Origin of the sequence: Microbacterium sp. NPDC055988, from assembly GCF_042269505.1 — a bacterium.
Classification (GTDB): domain Bacteria; phylum Actinomycetota; class Actinomycetes; order Actinomycetales; family Microbacteriaceae; genus Microbacterium.
Genome location: NZ_JBHJXY010000001.1, coordinates 3,517,263 through 3,530,277, shown reverse-complemented (window position 1 = coordinate 3,530,277; position 13,015 = coordinate 3,517,263). Strand labels below are relative to the sequence as shown.

General features: G+C 68.6%; 11 protein-coding genes. 3 read left to right on the top strand and 8 right to left on the bottom strand.

All coding sequences use genetic code 11. The annotated features are described in order from the left end of the window. Positions 1–459: 459 nt before the first annotated feature. The 3 genes from ACFC14_RS16940 to ACFC14_RS16930 all read right to left on the bottom strand — a co-directional run bounded on the left by ACFC14_RS16940 (position 460) and on the right by ACFC14_RS16930 (position 3,358). Positions 460–1,398 carry an aldo/keto reductase gene (locus ACFC14_RS16940; RefSeq protein ID WP_376106941.1) on the bottom strand — a complete coding sequence of 313 codons (939 nt, stop codon included), beginning with the start codon at positions 1,396–1,398 and terminating at the stop codon, positions 460–462. A 182-nt stretch (positions 1,399–1,580) separates the two neighbouring features. Further along, complete coding sequence (solA, locus tag ACFC14_RS16935; protein WP_376106938.1) at positions 1,581–2,795, bottom strand: N-methyl-L-tryptophan oxidase; 1,215 nt, start codon at positions 2,793–2,795, stop codon at positions 1,581–1,583. Continuing rightward, complete coding sequence (locus tag ACFC14_RS16930; RefSeq protein WP_376106935.1) at positions 2,792–3,358, bottom strand: TetR/AcrR family transcriptional regulator; 567 nt, start codon at positions 3,356–3,358, stop codon at positions 2,792–2,794. The genes solA and ACFC14_RS16930 overlap by 4 nt, the downstream gene beginning before the upstream one ends. 94 nt (positions 3,359–3,452) lie before the next feature. Between ACFC14_RS16930 and ACFC14_RS16925 the strand changes: the two genes are divergently transcribed. From ACFC14_RS16925 to ACFC14_RS16915, 3 genes are read left to right on the top strand one after another with little or no spacing between them, the layout of a single operon-like run. Continuing rightward, on the top strand, positions 3,453–4,679 hold the full coding sequence (locus ACFC14_RS16925; protein ID WP_376106932.1) for an amidohydrolase family protein: 1,227 nt from the start codon (positions 3,453–3,455) through the stop codon (positions 4,677–4,679). Positions 4,680–4,684: 5 nt separating this feature from the next. Further along, positions 4,685–5,578 carry an alpha/beta hydrolase gene (locus ACFC14_RS16920; protein WP_376107243.1) on the top strand — a complete coding sequence of 298 codons (894 nt, stop codon included), beginning with the start codon at positions 4,685–4,687 and terminating at the stop codon, positions 5,576–5,578. Continuing rightward, a complete protein-coding gene (locus tag ACFC14_RS16915; protein ID WP_376106929.1) occupies positions 5,562–6,950 on the top strand; it encodes an FAD-binding oxidoreductase in 1,389 nt (462 codons plus the stop codon). The genes ACFC14_RS16920 and ACFC14_RS16915 overlap by 17 nt, the downstream gene beginning before the upstream one ends. 16 nt (positions 6,951–6,966) lie before the next feature. Here ACFC14_RS16915 and ACFC14_RS16910 read toward each other — a convergent pair whose 3' ends face one another. The 5 genes from ACFC14_RS16910 to ACFC14_RS16890 all read right to left on the bottom strand — a co-directional run bounded on the left by ACFC14_RS16910 (position 6,967) and on the right by ACFC14_RS16890 (position 12,930). Next, a complete protein-coding gene (locus tag ACFC14_RS16910; protein ID WP_376106926.1) occupies positions 6,967–7,611 on the bottom strand; it encodes a bifunctional 4-hydroxy-2-oxoglutarate aldolase/2-dehydro-3-deoxy-phosphogluconate aldolase in 645 nt (214 codons plus the stop codon). A 4-nt stretch (positions 7,612–7,615) separates the two neighbouring features. Next, the gene (gene manD, locus ACFC14_RS16905; protein ID WP_376106924.1) at positions 7,616–8,842 is read right to left on the bottom strand and encodes a D-mannonate dehydratase ManD; all 1,227 of its coding nucleotides are present in this window, start codon (positions 8,840–8,842) and stop codon (positions 7,616–7,618) included. A gap of 82 nt (positions 8,843–8,924) precedes the next feature. Continuing rightward, a complete protein-coding gene (locus tag ACFC14_RS16900; RefSeq protein ID WP_376106921.1) occupies positions 8,925–10,316 on the bottom strand; it encodes an MFS transporter in 1,392 nt (463 codons plus the stop codon). 74 nt (positions 10,317–10,390) lie between these two features. Continuing rightward, a complete protein-coding gene (locus ACFC14_RS16895; protein WP_376106919.1) occupies positions 10,391–11,395 on the bottom strand; it encodes an L-idonate 5-dehydrogenase in 1,005 nt (334 codons plus the stop codon). Next, on the bottom strand, positions 11,392–12,930 hold the full coding sequence (locus tag ACFC14_RS16890; protein WP_376106916.1) for a mannitol dehydrogenase family protein: 1,539 nt from the start codon (positions 12,928–12,930) through the stop codon (positions 11,392–11,394). Before ACFC14_RS16890 ends, ACFC14_RS16895 begins: the two co-directional genes overlap by 4 nt. Between the last annotated feature and the right edge of the window lie 85 nt (positions 12,931–13,015).

The window sequence follows — 13,015 nt, the reverse complement described above, 5'->3', positions numbered from 1 at the left end:
CGTGCGCCTACTCATCGACAGCGCCGCCCGACTGGCAACGGTAGGTCATGCAAGGTCGCCCCGTTGTGCAGTCCGTTGTGCACACTGCACAACACGCACTGCGACGAGTCGACACGAGACGGCATGACGGTGCTGGGGAGAGTCAACGGGTGACTACTCCCCAGCATTGGACATCACTGCCCATCACGGCTGAGGGTTCTCTGGGGTCAAGGGGTCGCAGGTTCAAATCCTGTCAGCCCGACCAGAAAGTCCCGGAAACTCAAGGGTTTCCGGGACTTTTGACGTTAACACGCTTGGACCACACACCGCTTCCACTTGCGATGTCGCACGTTGTCCGCGCTCCTGCGGACCTGCTGATGGGCGGCGATGCTCCTCCCCACCGTTAGCGGGAACGGCTCCGCCGGGACGGCGCACACGGACGAGTACCGAGCAGCGGCATCGGAGCTGAGTGTGCGTCGTCTATGCGGTGTCGAGCGCCGATAGCTCGTCGTGGGTGAGCTCGATGGATGCTCCTTTCACGGCCTGTTCGAGCTGTTCGACGCTGCTGACGCCGACGATCGGCGTCAACACCGGGCGTCCGGAGGTCAACCATGCGAGCACGACCTGGCCCGGTCGGATTCCACGTGCATCGGCGACTCGTGCGAGCGCTGCGAGCCGGCGCTCGGTGCCGGGGTGCTGGTACTCGATCTCGAACGGGCGGTCTCTGCGGTCATACCGGCCCTGGAGCGTGGCCGTGTAGACCCACCCGTCGAACGAAGGGTTGCGTTGCAGGAAGTCGAGGCCGTCCGGCGACAGCATCCCCAGCGGGATCGGCTGGCCAGCCACATCCATGCCCCCCGCGGGCTGGATGTACGAGTAGCGCTCCTGGTAGGCGCTCGGTTGCGGGAGGCCGGCTTGTTCTGCGGTGGCGCGGATCCGTTCGAGTAGCCAGGACGGGTGGTTGGAAACGCCCCAACGCGAGGTCAGGCCCTCGCTGACCAGGCCGGCGAACGTGCCGACCAGCGTCTGCAGGGGCACACTCGGGTCCTCGACGTGCGCCCAATACAGATCCACGCCGTCCACACCCAGGCGGTCCAGGCTTTTCGCCAAGGCTTCTCTCACGGCGTCCTCGTGCAGCCCTTCGACATGGTCGGGAAAGCCGCCGAGTCGGGTGGGCTGCGCTCCGACTTTGGTACTGAGGCGAACGCCGACTCCGGGGTTCGACGCCAGCCATCGGCCGAGCAGCGCCTCGCTCTGGCCACCGAAGCCGGTCTCGGAGGTCCAGAAGCTGTAGTTGTCGGAGGTGTCGACGAACGATCCGCCCAGTTCGGCGTACCGATCGAGGATCGAGAACGCCGCTCGTTCATCCACCGTGGTGCCGAAGTACATCGTCCCTAGTGCCATCCTTGGTGTCGTCATGACATCAGTCTCGTTCCTGGAGTGCGCTCCAGGTCAAGTCGCCATGCTGCGACGGCGAGAAGGCTGGGCCGTTGGCGTTCTCTCTTCTGGGCCCCGAGCGCTGTCAGCCGGTCAGGTGGCGCTGGGGGTCGTCGCGCCGTTGAGGCCTGGCGGCGTCGCGTCTGCCTTCATCCTCCCCGCAATCACGCCCCGCCCGGTCTCACACCCACCGCCCCGTCGCCCGTCCCCAGCCGGAAGACGGGTACGAAGTCGGGGTCGACGATCGCCGGACGCCGCAGGCTGAACGCGGAGATGTCGTGTTCCGTGCGGCCGACGGTCAGCAGGTCGGCGAGGATGCGTCCCATCAGGCTCGCGAACTTGCCCGCGTGGCCGGCGCCGTTGAACACCGCGACATGGGGGTGGTCGGGGACGGCGTCGAGTACGAACTCCCGGTCGGCGGGCATGTCGTACACGCAGGTCTTGCTCATAAGCAGCGGGCCGGCGGCGGCCGGAAGGTGCTCCCGGAGGAAGTCGTGGAGCAGCAGCGGCTCCGTGTCGTCGGGGACGAACGTCCGCTCGGCGGACGAGATGAAGCGACCGCGCATGTCCCGGGCGATCTTGACCGCCGCCTCGCCGTAGACGGGGAACCCGTAGTGCACCTCGTCGGCGTGATGGATCCAGATGGGGAACCTGTCCGGAGTGAACTCCGCGAGGTTCGAGGAGGAGAAGTAGCCGACCTGCTCCTGACTCAGGGTGAGATCGAAGGAGAGGCCGAGGTCGGGCATGAGGTCTCCCAGCCACGAGCCGGCGGCGACGACGAGGTGGCCACCGTCGAATGAACCCGCCGACGTCGTGACCGTGACTCCTTCCGGGGTGACCCGCACACCGGTCACGACCACGCCCGAGCGGAACTCGACCCCGGCGGCCCGAGCGAGCGACACGTGAGCGGACACCGACCGGCGGATGTCGAGGATGCCGCCATCGGCCTGATGGACCCCGATCGTGTCGTCGTTCACGTTCCACTGCGGGTACTGCGTGCGGATGTCGTCGATCGTCAGCTCGTCGTACTGAATGCCCGCGGCATCCATCGCCCGACGATACGCGTCGATCTCCTCCGCACCGGCGCTCCCGGCGGCCGCGAGGTCGATCCCGCCGGTCTTCGTGTAGACCTGCAGGCCGGAACGCTCCTCGACGTGAGCCCAGGCGGCGAACATCGCGTCGGTGAGTCGCGTGTACTCCTCGCGGTGGTACGCCCGACGGATGATCCGGGAGTGGTCACCGGACGAGCCGAAGGCATGGCCGAGCTCGAACTGCTCCAGCACGAGGACGCGTTCTGCACCGGCCTCTGTCAACCAGTAGGCGGCCGCGGATCCGATGGCTCCGGCGCCGATGACGATGTGAGAGTAGCCCTGGGTCATGCTGTCGACTCCTTCGTGAACGATGCGATGAAACGGTCTGCGGCGGCATCCACCTCCGCGGACGGGCTGAGCAGTCGCTGCAGCAGCAGTCCGCGCATACCCGCGACCGCGACGAGACTCGACTGCGCGGCATCCGGTGCTGTGAGTCCATCGCGACGGGCAGCCGCTTCGAGGAGGTGCGTCAGGTCGTCGAGGTCGGCGACGAACTCGTCATAGGCGCCGCGTTCGTACACGGCCAGTCCGATCAGGTGGAAGAACGCACGGGTCCGCTCCTCCTGCGCCGGGCTCGAATAGAAGCCCCAGATCGCTCGGAACAGCTCGACGAACCCGAGGCCCTCGCTCGTCGCCGCGATCATGAGATTGTCGCGGCGGCGCGCCTCGGAGAGCACCGCGCTGAGCAGGCCCGGCCGCGAACCGAAGTGGTAGGTCAGCAGCGTGTGGTGCACGCCGAGCCGCTCGGCCACCTGGCGCATCGACAGGTTCGGGCTGGGCCCGTTCTCGCCGAACTCGTCGAACAGCGCCTGCAGGAGCCGCGCTCTTCCTTCGCCCACCGGTGCTCGCATGTTGCCTCCGTTGACATCTTCACCACTGTTGAGTACGTTAGCGCACAACCAATTCACCACTGTTGAGGACGCAGTCGTTCTCGGAAGAGGCGTCATGACCGAGATCTGGTTCGCAGGCGGGATCGTCGCCGACGGGTCCGGCGCCGAGCCTTCGCCAGCGGACGTGTGCGTCGACGACGGCGTGATCACCCGGATCGGAACCGCCCCGGCGGGAGCCGCCACCGTCGACCTCGACGGAATGCTGCTGACGCCCGGCCTGATCGACGCGCATGTGCACTTCGGACTCTCGAGCCCGATCCGCGCGCAGTTCGGGTTCCAGCTCTCGGCTGCCGAGATCGCCGCCGACATCTTTCTCACGGCGAGCCGCACCCTCGACGCGGGCTTCACCACGGTGCGCGACACCGGCGGCATCGACGGGGGAGTGGTCGAGGTCATCGCGAAGGGCAAGGTACGCGGCCCGCGCGTGCTGTCGTGCGGCCCGGTGCAGTGCCAGACCGGGGGACACGGCTACTACGGCGCCGCGTGGGAGCCCACCGAGCTGTGGGAGACGCACCACATCCCCGGCCTCGCGGCCCTCTCCCTCATGGCGGGCAACGCCGATGAACTGCGACGCAACGTCCGGGAGTCGTTCCGCCGCGGTGCGACCTTCCTGAAACTGTGCGTCACGGGAGGTGTCGTCGGGGGCCACGACCGCCTCGACGACACGCAGTTCACGGCGACCGAGATCGCGGTCGCCGTGGAGGAGGCCGCCGCACGCGGCACCTACGTGACCGTGCACGCGCACAACAACGCCGGCATCCGCAACGCCGTGCTGGCGGGTGTGCGCTGTGTGGAGCACGGCACCGACATCGACGAGCCGACTGCACAGCTGATGCGCGAGCACGATGTGGCACTCGTCCCGACTTTCGCCGTGGTCGAGCAGATCATGGACCCGGGGAGCCTCGACGTGGATCCGTCGACCCGAGACCGGCTGGCCGGCGCTCGTCGCTGCATGGCGACGGCGCTCGAGATCTCCCGCGCAGCGGGAGTGCGGATCGGTCTCGGCTCCGACCTCCTCGGCCCCGAGCAGTACCGCCGAGGCGAGGAGCTGCGACTGCGCGCCGAGCTGGAGTCGCCCATGCAGGCGCTCGTCTCCGCCACCAGCGTCAACGCCGGCATCCTCGGTATCGGAGACACCGTCGGGATGCTCCGCGTGGGGATGGCGGCCGACATGGTCGCCTGGGAGCGGAACCCGCTCGACGACGCCCGCGTCTTCGCGGATCCGGACATGGCCTCCTTCGTCGTGAAGGCCGGCCGCATCATGAAGGGAGACACCCAGTGAGCGCGATGTTGAACGGCTGCTTGGCCGACACGGAGTACCTGGAGGTCACGGCACGGTCGGGACATCGTTACGCCGTGTGGGTGACGACGCCCCCGGGCTACGCGGAATCCACCGACTCCCTGCCCCTGATCTATGTGGTGGACGGCAACTGGGCCGTCGGGCTGACCGCTCCGCTCATCGTCACCCAGGCGGACCCCTACCTCTCGATCGCCCCCTACATCCAGGTCAGCGTCGGCTACGCCGGCGAAGAGGCCGCGCAGTGGGCACAGCTCCGCAACCGCGATCTCGTACCGCCGGGAGAACCCGTGGGCGACGAGATGCGGAGGACGCTCGCGGCCGCCCGCGAGTCCGGGGCGATGACGCCGGAGCACGTGGACGCCTATCTCGCCCAGCTGGCCGACACCCATGCCGACGTCTTCCTCGAGTTCCTGACAGAGGAGCTTCACCCCCTCCTGCAGTCGAAGGTCCGCGTCAGCGAGACCGGCCACGGCCTCTTCGGCTATTCCTACGGCGGCCTCTTCGCCCTGTATGCGTGGCTGCGTGAGACGTCTCCGTTCGCGACGTTCGGCGCCGGCAGCCCGGGTGTCGCGGCCACGGACAGCCAGGTGTTCCCCCTGATCGCCGCCCTTCCGCAGCGTGACCCCGTCTCTTCCGTGCAGCAGCTGCATGTCACGCTGAACGAGGCCGAGTTGCTCGGAGCGATCCCGATCTATCGGGAGATCGGACGCAACCTGCTCACCGCCATCGAAGAACTGCATGCCCGGGGGCACTCCGAAGGGATATCGAAGGCCATGCTGCACGAGACCCATCTCACGGGACTGCAGGCATCGTTCCTGAGCTACCTGAAGACCTGCCACACGCGCTCGGCATCCGCTGCGGGCGATGACGACCGTGAGTGAGGCCGCACTTCTCTCCGACCTCGCAGCGGTTCTGCCCGCCGACCGTCTCACGACGGACCCGGATGTGCTCGAGAGCTACGCGCACGATGACGCCGAGTGGGCGGAGTGGTCGCTGCCGGCCTGCCTCGTGCGACCTCGCACGCCCGAAGAGGTGCAGGCGGTGGTGCGCGCATGTCTGCGCCATGGCACGGCGGTCATCGCCCGCGGGGCGGGCACGGGGCTCTCCGGCGGCGCCAACGCGCTCGCCGGCAGCGTCGTGATCTCTCTGGAGCGGATGAACGCCGTGCTCGAGGTGGACGAACTCGAGCGACTCGCCGTCGTTCAGCCCGGGGTGGTCAACGACGACCTCCGGGCACGCGTCGCCGAGAACGGCCTCTGGTATCCGCCCGATCCGGCCAGCTCGCCGTGGTCGACCATCGGCGGCAACGTCGCGACGAATGCGGGCGGGGTGTGCTGCGTGAAATATGGCGTCACCCGGGACTACGTGCTCGGGATGCAGGTCGTGACCGGAACCGGAGAGCTCGTCCGCCTGGGCCGCCGCACCGCGAAGGGCGTCGCGGGGTACGACCTCACCGGACTTCTCGTGGGTTCCGAGGGGACACTCGGCATCGTCACCGAGATCACGGTGCGACTGCGGCCGATGCGTCCGCCCGAGCAGACCATCGCCGGGTTCTTCGACTCGCTCACCGACGCGGGGGAGGCCGTGCGCGAGGTCGCGGCGGCCGGACTCACGCCGTCGGCGCTGGAGCTGATCGACCGCAACTGTCTGCGCGCGGTCGACGACTGGAAGAATATGGGGCTCTCCGCCGATGCCGCGGTCGTCCTGCTCGGGCGCGTGGACACCCCGGGCGCCGCCGGCGAACAGGAGGCGGCGGCGCTGCTGGCGGCATTCGAGCGCGGCGGTGCCACGTGGGCCGACCGGAGCACGGACGAGGCCGAGGGAGAGGCGCTGTTCGCCGCTCGACGCCTGGCGTATCCGGCCCTCGAGCGCCTGGGGCCCGTGCTGACGGAGGATGTGTGCGTCCCGAAAGGCGCGGTCCCGGAGATGCTCGGCCGCATCGAGGCCATCGGGCTCGCGAACGATGTGCTCATCGCCAACATCGCTCATGCGGGCGACGGCAACCTGCATCCGCTCCTCGTCGTCCCCGCCGGCGACGACGCGGCTCGCGCTCGCGCGGAGCAGGCGTTCACCGAGATCATCGACGCCGCGCTCGCGCTCGGGGGCACGGTCACGGGCGAGCACGGCGTGGGCCTGCTCAAACGCAAAGGCCTCGTGTCGGAGCTCGCTCCCGCCGTCCTCGACATGCATCGAGCGATCAAGGCCGCCCTCGACCCCGCCGGAATCCTGAACCCTGGGAAGGTGATCGGGTGACGGTCTCGCGACAGGATCAGTTCGCGCACACCTTGACGAAGGCCCTCGCCCGATCACGCAGAGCACGCAGGTCTCCGCCCGAGAAGGCATCGCCGAGAAGCGGACCGCCCACACTCACGGCCGCCGCCCCCGCCTGCAGCCAGGCCGAGGCACCCGCGAGATCGACCCCGCCGGAGGGGACAGCGACGAGATCGGGGAACGGGCCGCGCAGGTCCTTGAGGTAGCCGGGACCGACCTGCCCCGCGGGGAAGATCTTCACGGCCGAGGCGCCCGCCGACCACGACGCGAACAGCTCGGTCGGGGTCAGGCCGCCCGGAACGATCGGCACTCCGGCATCCGACGCCTGGGTGACGAAATCGGCCGAGGTGATCGGGGTCACGAGATACGTCGCTCCCACCTCGATCGCCCGCGAGAGATCGAGGGTGTTCGTCACGGTGCCGATACCGAGGTCGATCGCGTCGCCGAACCGTGCGCGCAGCTGCGGGAAGTGCTCGAACGTCCCCGGCGTGGTCAGCGTCAGCTCGACGCTGCGGATACCCGCGTCCACCAGCACGTCGAGCACCGTGTCGTAGTCCTCGGCCCGCTTCGCGCGGGCGACGACGACCAGGCGCGAGTCGACCGTGCGCTGCGGGAGGGCGACTCGGCAGACCTCACCAGTCATGGCCTCACCAGTCATGGACGGTCCCGTCGAGCAGGCGGTTCACCGGCAGGTAGGCCTTGGTGTACTCGTGGCCGGCGGCGGCATCCTCGTCGAGGTCGACGCCCAGACCGGGGTTGTCGCCGGGGTGCAGGAAGCCCTTGTCGAAGGTGAAGGAGGTCTGGAACACCTCGAGCGTCTGCTCGTTGTGCGGCATGTACTCCTGGATGCCGAAGTTGTGGATCGCGAGGTCCAGGTGCAGGGCCGCGGCCATGCCGACCGGCGAGATGTCGGTCGGGCCGTGGATGCCGGAGCGGATGCCGTAGATCGCCGCGAAGTCGAGCAGCTTCTTCATCGCGGTGATGCCACCGGTGTGGGTGACGGCCGAGCGCACGTAGTCGATCAGACGCTCGGTGATCAGGGTCTGGTAGTCGTAGACCGAGTTGAAGACCTCGCCGATCGCGAGCGGTGTCGTCGAGTGTTGACGCACGAGGCGCAGGGCGCTCTGGTCCTCACCCGGGGTGCAGTCCTCTAGCCAGAACAGGTCGTAGGGCTCGATGTCCTTCGCGAAGCGTGCGGCCTCGATCGGCGACATCCGGTGATGCCCGTCGTGGAGGATGCGCAGGTCGGTGCCGAAGTCCTCGCGGATCTTCGCGAAGATCCCGGGCATGTGGTTGAGGTAGTTGCGCGTGTCCCACGTCTCCTCGCTCGGGCGGTCACCCGAGCGCTTGGCGGGCTCGTAGTCGTAGCGCACACCGGGGCCGGTAGCCGAGACGCCGTAGATCTGGCCGAGGCCGGGCACACCGGTCTGCACGCGCACGGCGGTGTAGCCGAGCTCCTCGTATCCGGTGATCGCGTTCTTGAGGGCGGCGTAGTCGGTACCGGAAGCGTGCGCGTAGACGCGGACGCCCTCACGGCTGGCTCCGCCGAGCAGCTGGTACAGCGGCATCCCGGCCTTCTTGGCCTTGATGTCCCAGAGGGCCATGTCGACCGCGGCGATCGCCGCCATGGTCACCGGTCCGCGGCGCCAGTACGGGCCGCGGTAGAGGTACTGCCAGGTGTCTTCGATGCGGTCCTCGTCGCGACCCACGAGCATCGAGGCGACGTGATCGGAGAGGTACGACGCCACGGCGAGCTCGCGTCCGTTGAGCGTGGCGTCGCCCAGGCCGACGATGCCGTCGGAGGTCGTGATCTTGAGCGTGACGAAGTTGCGTCCGGGGCTGGTGATGTTGACGTCGACGATCTCGATGGTCATGTCGTTCTCCTGAAGATGCGGGTCGAGGTGCGGGGTGCGGACGTTCGGGCGTCCGCACCCCTGGTCGTGAAGGGCGAGGCGATCAGATCGCGTCGCGCGGATCCGTGAGGTCGCGACCGGCGACCTCCGGCATCCAGATCGAGGCGATGAGGGCGCACAGCGTGAAGATGAAGAGCATGATGATGATCGGGATGAACGAGCCGGTGACGGCCGACACCCATGCCGCGGCGATGACGGGGCCCGCGCCGGTCGCGACGATGGCGGCGATCTCGCGTGCCATGGCGGTGAACGTGTAGCGGTTGCGCGATCCGAAGAGCTCGGGGAGCGTGAGGTTCTCGAGCGACGCGAAGCTCATCACGGCGAGGTTGTGCAGCACGACGTAGCCGACGAAGACCTGCACGGTGTCCTTGCTGCTGATCATGAGCATCGTCGGGACGATGATGATGAGCGCGATGATCGCCCACACCATGTACATGCGCTTGCGGCCGAAGCGATCGCCGAGCCAGCCGGAGAGCGGCACCGTGATGAAGGCGACGAGCGACGAGACGATCACGGCGTTCACGCCGATCGAGCGGTCCAGCAGCAGCACGACGGTGATGTAGCTGATCAGGTAGGTCTGGATCATGCCGGAGTTGCCGGCCTGGCCGAAGCGCAGCAGGAGCGCGATAGAGAACGCCTTCCAGGGCTTGCGCTGCATCGCCTCGAGGGTGCGGATGTCGCCGGTCTCGGTGGCGAGCTGGATCGCCTCGTCGCGGGACAGGGCCTTGCCGTCGATGACGTCGTCCCGCTCTTCGAAGACCGGAGTCTCCTTGAGGTTGAACCGCACCCAGATCGCGAAGAGCATGATGACGGCGCTGGCGATGAAGGGGATGCGCCATGCCCAGGCGATGACCTCGTCCTCGCTGTACGCGACGAGCAGGATGGCCCAGATGCCCGAGGCGAGCAGCGTGCCGCAGTTCGTGCCGAGCGCGACCAGCGAGGCGATGATGCCGCGACGCTTGGCCGGCGCGTACTCGGCGAGCATGACGCCGGCACCCGAGATCTCGGCTCCGGCACCGAAGCCCTGCGCGATGCGAAGCAGCACGAGGAGGATCGGCGCGAGCACGCCCACCTGCGAGTACGTCGGCAGGAAGCCGATGAGGGTGGTTGCGAGACCCATCAGGAGGATCGTGTAGAACAGCACCTTCGTGCGGCCGGTCTTGTCGCCGAGTCGTGCGAAGAAGAACGCCCCCACGGGGCGGGCGACGTAGCCGACGCCGTAGGTGGCCATCGCGGCGACGACGGCGACGGCCGGGTTCTCGGAGGAGAAGAACAGATCGGCGAACACGAGCGCGGCTGCCAGCGAGTAGAGCTGGTAGTCCATGAACTCGAGGGCGGTGCCGAGCCACCCCGAGATGGCGGCGCGCACGAGGTCGCGGACCGACCTCTTCGCGGCGGGGTCGGCGACCGTGGCGGTCGTCTGCGGTTCGGACATGGGAGGTACTCCTTCGGACCAGGAACAGGGTGGGTGTATCGGGGCGGCGGGGCCGCCGGGGTGGGAGTGATTCGCTAGAGGGCCAGGAGGACCTTGGCCGAGGCGGACGAGTCGCGGGCGAGTTCGAACGCCTGGACGGCATCGGATGCCGGGAGCACGTGGGAGATGACGGAGTCGAGGGCGTCGGACTCGGCCAGCAGGGCGACCGCGTCGTCGATCTCGGAGGAGAAGCGGAAGGCGCCGCGGATGGTCAGCTCCTTGGCGAGCATCGGGGCGAGGTTCACTCCGATCTCGGCGTTCGGGAGCATCCCGACCTGAACGATCGTTCCGACGCGGCGAGCTGCGCGCACCGCCTGAGTGAGTGCGACGCCCACGCCGGAGCACTCGAAGACGACGTCGTACGACTCGTTCTCGATCGTGTCGCGGCCGACGAGCGCGACCTCGGTCGCGCCGAGTGCTCGAGCGCGGTCGAGGGGCTCTGCGCGCACATCGCTGGCACCCACGACCGCGGCGCCGGCTTTGAGCGCAGCGGCGACCACGAGCAGGCCGATGGGGCCGGCGCCGATCACGAGCACCCGCTTGCCGGCGATGTCTCCGGCGAGGCTCACGGCGTGGATCGCGACGGCCAGCGGTTCGGCGAGGGCCGCCCGCTCGAGCGGCAGGGAGGCCGGGAGCACGCGGACCATGTGGTCTTCGACGATCAGCAGCTCGGATGCTCCGCCCTGACGGTGCGGATCCGCCGCGGCGCTGCCGAAGTAGTCGCCGCCGGGGCGCAGGTGCGGGTGATCCTCGAGGCCGGGGACCTCGGCTCCGTAGCGGGCGGGATGCACGGTGACGGGAGTGCCGGGCGCCAATCGGCCCGACGGGTCGAGGTCGACGACGCCCGAGAGCTCGTGGCCGGGGGTCAGGGGCTCTCGGATCGTGTACTCGCCGTTGGCGCCGTGGAAGTAGTAGTGCAGGTCGGACCCGCAGATGCCCACGTAGCTGACGCGGAGTCGGACCTCTCCGTCGCCGGGGGTCGGAACCTCGCGGTCTTCCCAGCGGATGTCTTCCTTGCCGTGGATGGCGAGAGCCTTCATGGCTGCATCTCCTCTGCGCTGATGAACGATGATGTGGTGGTCTGGGATGCCGAGACGGCGTCGGCGATCGCGGCATCGACTCCCCGACGCCGGATGATGTCGACGAGCTCCCCGACGCGCGCGATGAACGCATCCTGTGATCCGAGTCCCTCACCGAACAGGTGCAGCTCGCCGATCACGCGCTGCGCGAGTTCGCGACCGTCGCGGGCGGTCGACGCGAATCCGGCGAGGCGCTCGCGGGCGCCGTCGGTCATGGCGGCGGCGTGCAGGCCGGGGTCGAATCCGGGCAGCGGAGCGATGCACGACAGGTAGCCGGCGACGGTCAAGGCGATCAGGTGCGGCATCCCCCCGTCGCGCAGAACGCGCAGTGCGGGTTCCGGGATGCGCTGGCGCAGCTTGACCGAGCCGTCGGTGCCGACCTGGCTCGTGCGGTGGCCGAGCGCGCTGTTGGCCCAGCGCTCGAACAACTCGCTCTCGTACGCGCGGATGTCGACGCCGGAGGGAACCTCGATCGACGGCTCGTATTCGTCGCGCAGCACGGCGCGGGCGGCGCTCTCGATGCCGTCGAGCCCGATGGCCTCCGGGATCGTTCCGACGCCGCTGAGGGCGCCGAGATAGGCGATGAGGGAGTGCGTGCCGTTGAGCAGCCGCACTTTCATCTGCTCGTAGCGTCCGACCTCGTCCGTGAACACGGCTCCGCCCGCCTCCCAGGCGGGTCGGCCACCGGCGAAACGGTCTTCGATCGCCCACATCGTGAAGGGCTCGGCCGGCACGGGGATGTCGTCGCGGGCGCCGAGCAGGGTGCTGACGCGAGTGCGCAGCTCTGCGGTGGTCGCCGGGACGATGCGGTCGACCATGCTGGAGGGGAACGTCACCGCACGGTCGAGGAACGCGAGGGTGTCTGCACCTTCGGAGCCCGGAAGCTCCTGCAGGAACTCGCGCACGAGCTTCTCGGTGTGCGCGCCGTTGGCCGAGAGGTTGTCGCAGCTGAGGATGGAGATCGGCGCTCCTCCGGCGGCGGCGCGGGCCTGGAGTCCGCGGGCGAGCTGGCCGATCGTCGATCGGGCCGCCCCGCCTCGGAGGTCGGCGCGCACGCTGACGTCATCGAGGTCGAGGTGCTGCGTCGCGGGGGAGTAGCTGTAGCCGTTCTCGGTGACCGTGAGGGTCACGATGCGGATGCCGGGGTCGGCGATGTGGGCGATCACGCGCTCGGGCTGCTCGGCGCCGACGAACGCGTCGGTGTGCACTCCTGGGATCGTGAGCGAGGTGCTGCCGGGCGCGATGGTCGCGACCGAGTAGAGGAAGTCCTGGGCGTGCAGGGCATCGACGATCGAGCGGGAACGCGACGCGACGCCGATGATGCCCCAGTCGCCGCCTGCGGTCTGGAGTGCGGCGGCGGTGTAGACCGCCTGGTGTGCGCGGTGGAAGCTGCCGAGGCCGAGGTGGAGCATGCCGGCGCCGGTGGGGGAGACCATCGGAACGGTGGCCGTGGAGGCGGCCCGGCTCAGGATCCGGAGATCGGCGTTGATCGTCATGTAAAGCAGTGTGAATGGTTTGTACAAACTTGTCAAGTCATTACATGCTCGCGAGTGATGATCTAGGATTGCTCACGAACGGGGA

Excerpts from the sequence above, each read along its gene's own strand:
- ACFC14_RS16940 (WP_376106941.1), bottom strand. The coding sequence starts at position 1,398 with ATGACGACACCAAGGATGGCACTAGGGACGATGTACTTCGGCACCACG.
- solA (WP_376106938.1), bottom strand. The coding sequence starts at position 2,795 with ATGACCCAGGGCTACTCTCACATCGTCATCGGCGCCGGAGCCATCGGA.
- ACFC14_RS16930 (WP_376106935.1), bottom strand. The coding sequence starts at position 3,358 with ATGCGAGCACCGGTGGGCGAAGGAAGAGCGCGGCTCCTGCAGGCGCTG.
- ACFC14_RS16925 (WP_376106932.1), top strand. The coding sequence starts at position 3,453 with ATGACCGAGATCTGGTTCGCAGGCGGGATCGTCGCCGACGGGTCCGGC.
- ACFC14_RS16920 (WP_376107243.1), top strand. The coding sequence starts at position 4,685 with ATGTTGAACGGCTGCTTGGCCGACACGGAGTACCTGGAGGTCACGGCA.
- ACFC14_RS16915 (WP_376106929.1), top strand. The coding sequence starts at position 5,562 with ATGACGACCGTGAGTGAGGCCGCACTTCTCTCCGACCTCGCAGCGGTT.
- ACFC14_RS16910 (WP_376106926.1), bottom strand. The coding sequence starts at position 7,611 with ATGACTGGTGAGGTCTGCCGAGTCGCCCTCCCGCAGCGCACGGTCGAC.
- manD (WP_376106924.1), bottom strand. The coding sequence starts at position 8,842 with ATGACCATCGAGATCGTCGACGTCAACATCACCAGCCCCGGACGCAAC.
- ACFC14_RS16900 (WP_376106921.1), bottom strand. The coding sequence starts at position 10,316 with ATGTCCGAACCGCAGACGACCGCCACGGTCGCCGACCCCGCCGCGAAG.
- ACFC14_RS16895 (WP_376106919.1), bottom strand. The coding sequence starts at position 11,395 with ATGAAGGCTCTCGCCATCCACGGCAAGGAAGACATCCGCTGGGAAGAC.
- ACFC14_RS16890 (WP_376106916.1), bottom strand. The coding sequence starts at position 12,930 with ATGACGATCAACGCCGATCTCCGGATCCTGAGCCGGGCCGCCTCCACG.